The organism is Xanthobacter luteus (assembly GCF_040049235.1).
Lineage (GTDB): Bacteria > Pseudomonadota > Alphaproteobacteria > Rhizobiales > Xanthobacteraceae > Xanthobacter.
On record NZ_JBDZDO010000001.1, the window covers coordinates 572,157 to 584,206 of the forward strand.

Below are 12,050 nucleotides of genomic sequence, written 5' to 3' on the forward strand. Positions count from 1 at the left end.
CTCACGGCTCGGGGAGCGCCGGATGAAATCGCGGGAATATCGCGCGCCGGCGAGCCGGCACGGATGGCCCCTTGCGCCGCCGGCGCCTAGACTTATCTCCCCGACAGCGATTCCCGGGCCAGACGCGTGCGCCAATACCATCAGCTTCTCCGGCACATCCTCGATGAGGGCGTGCGCAAGGACGACCGCACCGGAACCGGCACGCTCTCGGTGTTCGGCCACCAGTCGCGCTTCGACCTGTCCGAGGGCTTCCCCCTCGTGACCACCAAGAAGCTGCACCTGAAATCCATCGTCCACGAACTGCTGTGGTTCCTCGCCGGCGACACCAATGTCCGCTACCTGAAGGAGAACGGCGTCTCCATCTGGGACGAGTGGGCGGACGCGTCCGGCGCGCTCGGTCCGGTCTACGGGCACCAATGGCGCTCCTGGCCGGACGGCGCCGGCGGGGTGATCGACCAGATCGCGCAGGTGGTCGCCGACATCCGCCGCAACCCCGATTCCCGCCGCCTGGTGGTCACCGCCTGGAACCCGGCGGACGTGCCGAAAATGGCGCTGCCGCCCTGCCACTGCCTGTTCCAATTCGCGGTCCTGGACGGCAAGCTCTCGTGCCAGCTCTACCAGCGCTCGGCGGACGTGTTCCTGGGGGTGCCGTTCAACATCGCCTCCTATGCGCTGCTGACCCACATGGTGGCGCAGGTCACCGGGCTGAAGCCGGGCGACTTCATCCACACGCTGGGCGACGCGCACCTCTACCTCAACCATCTCGACCAGGCGCGCGAGCAGCTCGCGCGGGCGCCGCGCGCGCTGCCCCGGCTGCAGCTGAACCCGCAGGTGAACGACATCTTCGCCTTCCGCTTCGCCGACATCGCGTTCGAAGGCTACGACCCCCATCCCCACATCAAGGCCGCGGTGGCGGTGTAGCGCCGCGGGGCGGTGGACATTCGGCGCACGCGCGGAACGTGCTATGTGAGCCGGGACTTGCCGCCCGGGTGCCGCCGCATGGCTGTCATCGCGCCGTGCAAGCTTGCGAGGGTTTTCGCTGGACATATCAAGGGAGGGTGGCATGGCAACGGATGCGGGAAGCCTGTTGGGGCAGCTCTTGGGCGCCGCGCTCGGCGGCGGCAGCGTGCGCGGGGCGGGGGCGGGTCCGGCGGCCGGCGCGGGCGGCAGCCCGCTTGAACAGATCCTCCAGAGCGTGCTCGCCGGCGGGGGCCAGCAAGGCGGGCAAGCCGGCGGGGCCGGCGGCCTGCCGGGCGGGCTCGGCGACATTCTCGGCCAGGTGCTCGGCGGCGCGGCCGGTGGCCAGGGCCGGGCCGGACAGGCCGGCGGCCTGCCCGGCGGGCTCGGCGACATCCTCGGCCAGGTGCTCGGCGGTGGCGCCCAGGGCGGTGCCGGCGGCGCCAAGGGCGGCGCCGGCAGCCTCAACGACATTCTCGGCCAGATGCTCGGCGGCGCAGCCGCGGGCGGCGCGACCGGCCGTGCCGGCGGCAGCCTGGGCGACCTCGCGCAGGACGCCCTCGGCGGCCCGTCCACCTCTCCGGCGCCCGCGCCGATGCAGGTGCCGACGCCTGCGCCTGCGCCCACCGGCGCGCCGTCCGCCGGCGGCACCCAGGCGAGCGGCGGCGCCGACCTCGTAAAGTATGGCGGCCTCGCCGTCATCGGCATGCTGGCCTTCAACGCCTTCCGCAAATGGCAGGCGCAGTCCGCCGGCGGCGCGCGGCTGATGGCCGACGACGCCCAGGGCTTCAGCCCGGCGCAGGCGCCCGGCGGGCCGGAGGCGTTCTCCCAGGTGCTGGTGGCCGCCATGGCCGCCGCCGCCCAGGCGGACGGTTCGCTGGACCCGGACGAACTCAACCGCATCGCGCAGGGCGTCACCCGCATGGGCGGCCAGGCGCCGGACAAGGCGGTGCTGGTGGAGATCCTCTCGACGCCCGTCAATCCCCAGGATCTCGTCAATGCCGCCTCCTCCCCCGAGGCGGCGATGCAGATCTATGCCGCCTCCGTGATGGCGATCCGGCCCGACAGCGCCGCCGAGCAGCGTTATCTGGCGAACCTCGCCGAGGCGCTCGCCATCGACCCCGCGCTCAAGGCCCAGATGGACCGCGACTTGACGGTCTGACCCGCACCTTGCGGCGCGCTCACGCCATCGTGCGTAAGCGCGCCGTAACCCTGCCCCGGCGCGCGACGTAGAAGGCGCGATGCCTGCCGCACCCCTCTCCCCGCTCCCGCGCCCGCTGCGCCCGCTGGTTCTCGAACGCTCCGGCGTCGTGAGCGCCGAGAAGTCGCTCGCGCTGGCGCTCGCCTTCGCTCCCCTGCTCTATCTGGGCTTTATCGCCGCGTCGGACGGCCTCGGCGCGCGGCCGGTGTCGGCGGCGATCCACTTCACCGGCCTGTGGACCCTGCGCTTCCTCATCGCGAGCCTCGCGGTGACGCCGCTGCGCCGCACCTTCGCCTGGAACAAGCTGATCCTCGCCCGCCGCACCATCGGCCTCGCGGCCCTGGGCTACGGCCTCCTGCATATCGGCCTGTTCTTCGTCGACCAGGGGGCGGCGCGCGCGGCGCAGGAGATCGTGCTGCGGGTCTACCTCGTCATCGGCGCGGCGGCGCTGCTCATGCTTCTGGCCCTCGGCCTGACCTCGACCAACGCCGCGATCCGCCGCATGGGGGCGCAGAACTGGTCGCGCCTGCACCGGCTCGCTTATCTGGCGGCGGCGCTGGGCACGCTCCATTTCTTCTTCCAGTCCAAGCTCGACGTGACCGAGCCGACCGTCATGGCCGGAATTCTCGTCTACCTCCTGGGATACCGCGTTCTGCTCATGGGGCGCGGCGGGGCGACGACCGCCGGGCTGGTCGCGCTCGCCGGGGCGGCCGCCCTCGCCACCGCCGGCATCGAGGCCGCATGGTACGCGCTTGCGACCCGCGTCGATCCGCAGCTGGTGCTGGAGGCCAATCTCTCCTTGGACCTCGGCCCGCGCCCCATGTGGTGGATCCTGGCGGGCGGCCTGCTCGTCGCGGCGCTCGCCGCGGTGGAGGCGCGCCGGCGCCCGCAGGCCATCGGACGGCGGACTCGTTCTGCGGCCCGGGACCCGCGGTCGGACGCCGCCTGAGCCTTTCGCTCGCAGCCCGGCCCCGGTGCCCGCAGAGCCTCAGCGTCCCGCGCCGGACCGCCGCCGGGGACAAGGTGGAGCCGGCGCTTGCGCCGCCCTGGCGAACCCCTTAAGAACGCCTCTCCGTGAGGCCACGTGGCGGAGTGGTTACGCAGCGGACTGCAAATCCGTGCACCCCGGTTCGATTCCGGGCGTGGCCTCCAGCTTCTCCCGGAGCGACGCACCGCCGCCCGACGGCCGCGCGCCCTGGCGCCCCGCGCCCTTGCTGCACCGCACCCGCGCGCATCCGAACCAACCCGTTTATATTCCTGTATTTTTTCAAATCGGGCGGGTCGTGACCCAGCGCGGCGGCGGCGGGCGACATTGACTTGGCGCCGCCGGGGGTCTTCAACGACCACGAAGCGGCCCGCGTGCACGCGCCGCCGGAGATGGGAATGAACCCGAAACAGCCCGCTGGGCCCAAGCCCCAGCTCGACCGCGACGAGACCGTCGCGGTGCTGCGCCGCCTGCTCGGTCAGGACGGCCGCCGCCATTGGAAGGGCTATGCCCTGGCGTTCGTGATGATGGGCGCGATGGGCGCCTGCACCGCCACGCTCGCCTATCTCATGAACGATGCCGTGAACGCCATCTTCGTCACCCCGACCGCCGAGGCGGTGTGGGGCGTGGCGCTCGCCGTCATGGCGCTCTCCATCGTCAAGGGGGCCTCCGCCTACGGCCAGTCCATCACCATGGCGCGGGTCGGCAACCGAATCGTCGCCGACAACCAGAAGCGCGCGTTCGAGCAGCTCCTGCACCAGGACGTCTCCTATTACGCCCAGCGCCACACCGCCGAGACCAGCATGCGCTTCAACGCCGGCGCCAATGGCGCGCGCGGCAGCCTGGAGATGGTGATCTCCTCCATGGGCCGGGACCTGCTCTCGCTCGTGATGCTGGCGGCGGTGGCGATCTTCCAGGATCCGTTCCTCGCCGTGATCGCGCTCGTGGTGATGCCGGCCGCGGTGCTCGGCACCCGGGTGCTGATCCGCAAGTCGAAGCACATCTTCACCACCGGCTTCACCTCGGGCGTGAAGCTGTCCTCCATCGCCCTCGAGGTGTTCCAGGGCATCCGCACGGTGAAGGCCTACACGCTCGAAGACCAGATGCGCGAGCGCACCCATGCCTTCATCGACCAGGTGGAGCATGCCAGCAATCGCCTCGTGCGCACCCAGGCGAAGTCGAGCCCGCTCATGGAGACGCTCGGCGGCCTCGCGATCGGCGGCGTGATCCTCTATGCGGGCTACAACGTGATCTCGGCGGGCCGCTCGCCGGGGCAGTTCTTCTCGGTGCTGACCGCCTTGCTGCTCGCCTACGAGCCCGCCAAGCGCCTCGCCCGGCTGCATGTGGACATCGTCCCCCACATCATGGGCGCGCGCATGCTGTTCCAGCTGCTCGACACCCCTGCCCCCGACCGCGACGCGCCCGGCACGCCGGCCCTGCCGCGCCCGCGCGGCCGCGTGGAATTCAAGGACGTGGTCTTTTGCTACCGCAAGGACGAGCCGGTGCTGCGCAGCCTGTCCCTGGTCGCCGAGCCGGGCCAGACCACGGCCCTGGTCGGCCAGTCGGGCGGCGGCAAGAGCACCATCATCAATCTCATCGAGCGCTTCTACGACCCGCAGGACGGCATCATCCTGCTCGACGGCATCGACCTGCGCTCGGTGACGCGCACCTCCGTGCGCGCCGCCAGCGCGCTGGTGAGCCAGGACGTCTACCTGTTCTCCGGCACCATCCGCGAGAATATCGGCTTCGGCCGGCCGGGCGCGAGCGAGGACGAGATCATCGCCGCGGCCAAGGCCGCGCACGCGCACAATTTCATCATGTCGTTCGAGCACGGCTACGACACGCCGGTGGGCGAGCACGGCGCCCAGCTCTCGGGCGGCCAGCGCCAGCGAGTCGCCATCGCCCGCGCCTTCCTGAAGAACGCCCCCATTCTGCTGCTGGACGAGGCGACCGCGGCGCTCGACAGCGAATCGGAGGCGGAAGTGCAGAAGGCGTTGCAGGAGCTCCAGCACGAGCGCACCACCATCGTCATCGCCCACCGGCTCCAGACGGTCGTCAAGGCGGACCGGATCTGCGTGGTGGAAGCGGGGCGCGTGGTGGAGAGCGGCCGCCACGAGGAACTGCTGGCCAAGCGCGGGCGCTATTACGGGCTCTATTACGCCCAGTTCGCCCACGAGCGCGCCGCCGATGCCGACGGGGCGGCCGACCCGCTGGTCGTCCAGGCCCGCGCCAGCGCCTGAGGTCCCGCGCCAGCGCCTGAGGTCTTCCGTGCCGGCGCGCGCCCACGGCGCGGAGCGTTGGGGCGCAAGGCCTCGCGCACCGCGCACAAGGTCCGCTGGCGCGGACGGCGCGGCGCGGTGCCCAGGCGACCTGCCGTCGCGGGGCGGGAAAAGATCGTCATTTCGCTTCACAAGGCGGCGGCCCGTTGCTATATGGCCCCCCTCGGCCGCTACGGTCTGATCCCTGATAGCTCAGTTGGTAGAGCGTTCGACTGTTAATCGAATGGTCGCAGGTTCGAGTCCTGCTCAGGGAGCCACCTTTTCGCATAGCGCCTTGATTTCGCTAGGTATTTTGAGCGAATAGGCGCCCAAACATAAATCCGTTCATAACTAGCAAGAACGAAAAACCCGCCGCTGGTGGGCGGCGGGTTCAACTGCACCGACAAATTCCGCCGGTCGAATTTTCGACCGATTGAAATCAATGCCTTGAGCGGCGCGGATGGGCTACCTCTGCACGTACCTTTTCGCTGTGGACATGGCGAATCCGCTAACCTCCTGCAGGAAGCCGACATGGACGCCGCCCCATTCCTTCCCAGCCTTCGCGCACTCGATCATGTCGTGGACGATCAGGTTGAGGAGCGTCGCTGATCCATAGGTCGGATAGTTGCCGATGTATGTGAGGAACTCGGCGGCTAGGCGCCGCCCAGCCTTGCAATCCTCGTCATAGTCGCCGGTAGGCGATACCACCCAATGGTCGATGCCACCGCCTCGGGGCTTTCGCCTTTTCACAAACGAAAGAATATCGGCATGGTGAGGTACGGCGGGCGTTGATTTCGCTGTGTCCATGACAGTGACTGCGCGGCTCATTGCATCACCTCCCCGTCTTCGCGGAGGCCCGAAAGTTCGCCCATGATGTCTTCATGGAACTGCCGCAGAAGGAAGAGCGTGCGGAGCCGGGTTTCGGGATGGATCGGCAATGCGCCGATAAGGGCGCACGCCTCAAGGCGCGCTTGCGTCTCATCCAGGGGATTAGCCAGCGGCGCGCTTCCCGGAATGGAAAGCTCGACAATCTTCGGGACAATATAGGGTTTCATAGGATTTACCCTTGCTGCGGGGTTGTGATACAGTTTGCATCATTGCATCAGACGCAATTTGCATCAACCGAGAAATCATGACGATCTCAGCGGCTCAGATTCGCGCAGCCCGTGGACTTCTCAACTGGTCCCAGTCCGCCCTCGCGGATGCTGCCAGCCTGTCGCGCCCCACGATTGATCGGGCGGAGCGGGTTAGTGTGTCCCCGCAGGCCGTGGCCGCTATCCAATCGGCTCTAGAGGCCGCTGGCGTGCAGTTCATTCCGGAGAACGGTGGCGGGCCGGGCGTGCGGCTAAAGGCGCCATAGGCGCTCCCCTGCGCGCGCGGGCGCGAGCATCTTCTGCAAATGACAAATTGTCACTTGCAGGGCGCTCCCCGCGCGCGTGCAGGTGCGGAAACTTTCCGGTAGGTGTCCTCAAAACTGAGGAAACCCCCGTGGCGCTCCCCGCGCGCGCGGGCGCGCACCGGACATTAATTCGCCATTTCGGGAAAATGCGTCTCAGCTCGGCGAAATGCATCGCAATGATCTGGACCGCGCCCAGCGCGCCTTGCATGAGGCGGAGTGGATTAAGCTGCGGGAAGATGAAGAAGAAAAACTGGGTCAACTTGACCCAGTTTCGAAGCGAGGCAGATCTGAGGGGCGAGGCAATGAGGGCGGCATTCGTCTCGCCGCTCGCGAGTTGCCGGTCCCTGGCGGCACGGAGGAGGCGAAGCGCATGCGCCTCCGTCGCGACATGGAAATCGCCAGCGCAGGCGAAGAGGTTCTCGCCGAGGGCTCCGCCGTGTGTGTGGTGAACGCAAAATTTGCGCTCACCCCCTTCGAGTGGACAAATTGGCCACCTGATCGCTCTTGCGGTCTTCGCCGAGGGCCTCACCACGGGCGACGTCGCGCCGAATGGTGCGCTCGTCTCTGCCAGTTTTGGCTGCGGCATCTGTGGTGAACGTTGCGGACAATTTGTCCGCAACGTCTCTCCCCATGGCCGCATTAGCTGCCCGCGCTCGGATGGATCCAGGCCGAGCCTCGGGGTGCAGCGTCTCGTAAATCTCCTTCCGCCGCGCCGTCTGATAGGCGGCTTATTGGAGCCACTCCGGAGGCCGCCCAGGGCCTTCCTCGGGATCGGCGCTCGTCTCCCCCTCCTCAAAGCCGGAATAGCCTGCAAGGATCGTTTCCAGCCATTCCCGCGCGCCGTCAGCACCGCGCGTCTCGGCGACCAAGAGTGTTGCCGTCACCATGAGGTGCGTTGCGACTGTCTCGGCCTCGAAACCGGCTTTGATGGCATTGCCGGCGAAAGTGCCGATTGCTGCCTCTAGCGCGGCCTTGCGGCTGTCCTCGATCTTCTGGCGAAGGGTTTCAGTCATCCAAACATCCCCCTTCTATCGTTGAGTCCGAAGCGCCCTTTGACCGCCTTCGCAACCGGCCCCATGCGCTCCATGTCGGAAACCATGTCTTTGCGAACTTCTTTCAGCACGATCTGAAGAATTTGCCGCCCGTCAATGCCGGGCTGCATCTGCGCTTCGGCCGTAGCCGGCGCGCTTGTCTGGTTCACGATCTGCACGCTCACGCCGCCGCCGCTGCCTCCATAGGAGGGCCTACCCACCGGGCCGCCCGTGGCGAAAGCCGGCAGGCGGAAATTGCCGGAGTTGATCGCCTGAAGGAGCGGGCCGTATTTCTTCGCCATCGCCGCGTTGACGACGTACTCCCCATTCGACAGCATCGCCGGGATGCTATCCGACGTGCCGGAGCCGGGGCCTCGGATCGAGCCGCCCGTCGCGGCCTGGACTGTGCCGCCGGTCGAGAAGAGCGAGACACCCGTCCCGCCGCCAACGGCGGATGAGCCCAGCATTTTGATAAAGTCCATGATCGCTTTTTCGGCCATCATGTCGATGATGCGATTAAGCAGGTTCTGGACCGCATCGCCAAAAGACTTGGCGGCTGTCTCCCCTTGCCTCATGCCGTTCGCGAAATCGCTGTAGAAGCCTGTCGCGATCTGGCCGATCTCGTTTAGCTGCTGCTGCGTCTTCCTATGACTTTCCGCCAAACTCTCTTGAGCGTTCTTTGTCTTCTCAATTTCGCCCGTGATCTTCCCGTATTCGGTCGCGAGCGCCTGAAGCTCGGCCCGCTGCTGCGGCGAAAGTTCGATCCCCTGGCGCTGCGCCTGAAGCAGCGCCTCTTGCTCGAACCGATAGGCCGCCGCCTGCTGCGCCGTCATGCCCAAGGTCTGCTGCTCGATCTGAAGATCTGCAATGCGCTGGCGCGATGCGGCCGTTAGCTGCGCGTATTCGTCGATCTCCTGCCTTGCGCTCTTGCCCGTCGCCGGGCCGGATTGCACGGGATAGTCCGCCGCGCGGACGGTCTGCCCACCGGGGCCGGGATCGATGCCGCCGGAACCATTGACGCCCAAGGCGTCATAGAATTTGTTCAACTCGGATTGAGAGCCTGGCGTTCCGACGCCCGCGCGCAGGAGTCCGGAGCCGGAAAAGTCGGTGCCGAGGAATTCCGCAATCTGGCGCCAGAAGGGCGAATTCCCAACGCTGGCTAGCCATTTCTGAAGTTCGGCGAGTTTCCCGGTTGTGGCGTCAACATAGCTGGGAATCGCCTCGATCGCCTTGGCCACATAGCCGAGGTTCTCAGTTGCGTTCTTGCTGGCGCCGCTCGTCTTGTCGATCTCGCCCACGGCCTTAGTAATTGCGTTGCCGATGCGCGTCATACCCTGCGCAATGGTGTCCTCGGCCTGCGCGGCTTGCTCGCGAAGGCCCGCCGCGCCAGCCTGGAAACCCTTGAAAAACGCAACGTTGGAAAGCTGCCCGTCGTTAACCAACTGCTTCAGCCGGTTGACGCTGCCGCCGGCTTCCTCGATCCCGTTCGCAACCGTTTGAAGGATGGGGGCCGCGCCCTCCATCACTGAATTAAACTCCTCGGCCGAAACGCGCGAGGAGCCGAGCAACTGGCCAAGCTGAAGCAGGGCGCCGCTTGCCGCCTCCGGAGAGGTGCCGGCCACCTTGAGGGCGCGCGCCACGTCCTCCGAAAAGGCGACAAGGTCGTCTTTCGTCGCGCCCAATTCCTTCGATGCCCGCGCCGCTCTGCCATAGAGTTGCGCCAGTGCCTCGATGGGCACGCCCTGGCGTTGTGCCGCCGCGAATAGCTCATCCATGACGCCGGCCAGCTCGGAGCCGGAGAGGCCCGCGACGCGAAGGACGTTATTGGCCCGTGTCCATGTGTCCGCATATTGCGCCAGCTCGCGCACGCCGAGCGCCGCCGTGATGCCGGCGAGGCCCCCGGCAAGCGAGCCTTTGAAGGTGGAGCCGATCCGGGAGAACGTCGCATCTATCCGGGTCTGCATCTTGGCATAGGTGCTTTCGACGCGCCGGGCAGACGATGCGGTGCGCCCCTCCATCTTGGAAAGTGCCCGCTCGAACTTGGTGATTGAGGCGTCAACCTGGACTGTCAGCCGCTCAAGATCAGTCGCCATCTACTACACCTCAGTGCGTCGTCTTGTGGGTTGCGAGCCAGTCGGTGACGGCGCGGGCGATGCTCGCCACCTCATCGGGATTCAGGGGCCGGCCCAGGAAGGCCGCCGCCTTGTGGTAGCAGCGGCCGAAGATCGCGGCGAAGCACGGGCTCATCGGGCGTCCTTCCCGTTCTTGCCGGCCTTGACTGCCAAGGTCCAATCCCGCGTCTTCCCAGGCTCAACGCCCGCCGTGTCGGTGTTCGCGTGCCAGAGGCCCCCGCGGTGCGTCACGAATGCGCCGCGGGCGTAGGCGTCTTTGCGCTGCCACACGCCCGAATACTTGACGCTCTCTGAATTTCCGGCGCGCTCCAGCGCGGCGATGCGATCCGCAAGCCGCTTGTTGCTTTCGGTCACAAGCTCCATGGCCGCCGCGAAGTGCGGCCATGGCACGTTGTGCTTGGCAAGCTCAGGGACTTGCCGCTTAAACCGGTCAATGCGCTCCAGCATTTCCCGATCGGACTTGGGTTCCGTGCTCATGCCGCCCTCAATACTCAACCTTGTCGATATAGGAAACGGCGCCGGACTTGCGCCACTGCCAGTTCACGAACCGGGTTGCCTTAAAGGCCGTCAGGTTGTGTTGCCAGAGGTTCACCAGGACAGAGGAGCCGGTCGGCGGGCTGTCGGGCTCGCTGTCCATCAGCAAGTCGGCCTGCTCGGTGATGTCCACTTCAAGGCCCACGTCGCCCACCAGGAGTTCCGCCGCGTCAAAGGCAATGATGCGATTGTGCGGCGGGCTCTCGGCCCCCTGCGGAACCGACGCGGTCGTGAGCACAGGGACACCCCAAATGGTGCCGCCGTTCGGGCCGAGGAACCGGAAGGCGCCATTGTCCGCGTCCAAGCCCCCGTCCGCCGCCGCAAGGTGCAGCGCCGTCGTCCGGCGCATGACGATGTAGGGCGCGACCATATCCGTGGTGATGCTGCCGAGCATGCGCCGCAGATCGTCCTTAGCGGCAACGGCAGTGACGCCGCTGGCGTCCACATGGGGGGCGCCATAGGTGATGCTTGCCGGGCTCTCCCCCACGACGCCCGCATTGTTGGGATCGAGGAACGCTTCATCCAGAAAGCTGCCGATGCCGGCCGCCAGATCGGCCGAGATGATGGTTTCCGCGTCCGGCGCTGCCAGCTTGGCGAGTTCCTGCGTGGTCACGACGATGCCGCCCACCTTCAGCGGCTTGAAGCTCGCCGTGGTGAAGGACATAGACGAACACGGGACGATCCCGCCGGAGGGCACCCACCCGAAGGACGCGGCGCCGGTCTGCACAGGGAAGCGGATGTTGAAGGGGACATTGCGCATGCCGGTGATCCGGCCGAACACGCTTTTGGCGATCGTGATCTCGACGAAAGCGGACGCCAGATAGCGCTCGGGCGAAAGCTCATCGCCCCAAGACTCGCCGTTGATCTTGCCGGGCTCCACCGCCGCCCGCTGGATCACGTCGATATTCCGGCTCTCCGGCCATCGCTGCTTGAAATATTCCGTCGCGGCGCCGCCGCCGGCTGCCTTCGCGATCATCAGCCGGACGAAATCCCGCGCCTCGCCGTGCCGCTTGGCCTTTGCAGTCGAATCGAACATTTCCACCTCACACAAAAAGAAATCCCACCTTTTTCATAGCAAACCGCGCCGCGCCGTGACGTTACGCGTCACTTCCAAGCCAAAACCGCACCACGCCTGACAATGCAGCGGATATCTTCCCCCGGTCTTCCGCGTCCTGTTCGGCCAATAACCCCGCCTCGATCAGACGTTCGGTCAATGCCACTCCGTCCACCTGGACCGCGACCACTTCGACTCCAGCATTGCGCCGGGCGCGGTATCTGCGCTGCCGATCCGCCGACGTTTTTCGTGATGACCGAACCTTTTCTCTATGGGTTTTAGCGCGTGAGTTTTGGCTGCCGGTGCAGGGATTGTCGCTCATCGCTCCTGTTTCACCCCCCATCGCCAGAATAGGGCGCGAGAACATCAATCTGGCTTTGTGCGAAATTTCGACACCCGCCGGTGTACTGTCCTGGCGCATCGCGTCTTGTTTCACCCCCCCCACCGGGCAGATCGTCCGTCCGCTTATGGAGGTTTTCGGATAGGGCGAACAAAGCGA

The 12,050-nt window shown here is 66.7% G+C and carries 12 protein-coding genes and 2 tRNA genes; 6 read left to right on the top strand and 8 right to left on the bottom strand.

From position 1 onward, the window contains the following. Positions 1-126: 126 nt before the first annotated feature. From ABLE88_RS02825 to ABLE88_RS02850, 6 genes are all read left to right on the top strand, one after another. Entirely contained in the window at positions 127-921 is a 795-nt protein-coding gene (locus ABLE88_RS02825) for a thymidylate synthase (protein ID WP_348829913.1), read from the top strand. A gap of 142 nt (positions 922-1,063) precedes the next feature. Then, positions 1,064-2,119 (top strand): tellurite resistance TerB family protein, encoded by a 1,056-nt coding sequence (locus ABLE88_RS02830; RefSeq protein ID WP_348829914.1) that lies wholly within the window; start codon positions 1,064-1,066, stop codon positions 2,117-2,119. Positions 2,120-2,198: 79 nt separating this feature from the next. Continuing rightward, the gene (gene msrQ / locus ABLE88_RS02835; RefSeq protein ID WP_348829915.1) at positions 2,199-3,107 is read left to right on the top strand and encodes a protein-methionine-sulfoxide reductase heme-binding subunit MsrQ; all 909 of its coding nucleotides are present in this window, start codon (positions 2,199-2,201) and stop codon (positions 3,105-3,107) included. 129 nt (positions 3,108-3,236) lie between these two features. Further along, positions 3,237-3,310: transfer RNA gene (locus ABLE88_RS02840), tRNA-Cys, on the top strand. 231 nt (positions 3,311-3,541) lie between these two features. Next, the gene (locus tag ABLE88_RS02845; protein WP_348829916.1) at positions 3,542-5,383 is read left to right on the top strand and encodes an ABC transporter ATP-binding protein; all 1,842 of its coding nucleotides are present in this window, start codon (positions 3,542-3,544) and stop codon (positions 5,381-5,383) included. A 220-nt stretch (positions 5,384-5,603) separates the two neighbouring features. Beyond that, positions 5,604-5,679: transfer RNA gene (locus ABLE88_RS02850), tRNA-Asn, on the top strand. Positions 5,680-5,866: 187 nt separating this feature from the next. On the opposite strand, the gene ABLE88_RS02855 is transcribed toward ABLE88_RS02850, so the two are convergent. The 8 genes from ABLE88_RS02855 to ABLE88_RS02890 form a co-directional block, all read right to left on the bottom strand. Next, positions 5,867-6,229: a hypothetical protein gene (locus tag ABLE88_RS02855; RefSeq protein WP_348829917.1), complete on the bottom strand. Its 363-nt coding sequence runs from the start codon at positions 6,227-6,229 to the stop codon at positions 5,867-5,869. Further along, a complete protein-coding gene (locus ABLE88_RS02860; RefSeq protein WP_348829918.1) occupies positions 6,226-6,456 on the bottom strand; it encodes a hypothetical protein in 231 nt (76 codons plus the stop codon). Before ABLE88_RS02860 ends, ABLE88_RS02855 begins: the two co-directional genes overlap by 4 nt. A gap of 1,072 nt (positions 6,457-7,528) precedes the next feature. Further along, positions 7,529-7,813, bottom strand: coding sequence for a hypothetical protein (locus ABLE88_RS02865; protein WP_348829919.1), 285 nt, complete (start codon positions 7,811-7,813; stop codon positions 7,529-7,531). Beyond that, the gene (locus tag ABLE88_RS02870; RefSeq protein WP_348829920.1) at positions 7,810-9,924 is read right to left on the bottom strand and encodes a tape measure protein; all 2,115 of its coding nucleotides are present in this window, start codon (positions 9,922-9,924) and stop codon (positions 7,810-7,812) included. The genes ABLE88_RS02865 and ABLE88_RS02870 overlap by 4 nt, the downstream gene beginning before the upstream one ends. Before the next feature lie 10 nt (positions 9,925-9,934). After that, positions 9,935-10,078 carry a hypothetical protein gene (locus tag ABLE88_RS02875; RefSeq protein ID WP_348829921.1) on the bottom strand — a complete coding sequence of 48 codons (144 nt, stop codon included), beginning with the start codon at positions 10,076-10,078 and terminating at the stop codon, positions 9,935-9,937. Continuing rightward, complete coding sequence (locus ABLE88_RS02880) at positions 10,075-10,440, bottom strand: hypothetical protein (RefSeq protein ID WP_348829922.1); 366 nt, start codon at positions 10,438-10,440, stop codon at positions 10,075-10,077. The genes ABLE88_RS02875 and ABLE88_RS02880 overlap by 4 nt, the downstream gene beginning before the upstream one ends. A 7-nt stretch (positions 10,441-10,447) precedes the next feature. Then, positions 10,448-11,533 (bottom strand): phage major capsid protein, encoded by a 1,086-nt coding sequence (locus tag ABLE88_RS02885; RefSeq protein WP_348829923.1) that lies wholly within the window; start codon positions 11,531-11,533, stop codon positions 10,448-10,450. A 61-nt stretch (positions 11,534-11,594) separates the two neighbouring features. After that, entirely contained in the window at positions 11,595-11,987 is a 393-nt protein-coding gene (locus tag ABLE88_RS02890; RefSeq protein WP_348829924.1) for a hypothetical protein, read from the bottom strand. Positions 11,988-12,050 lie beyond the last annotated feature (63 nt).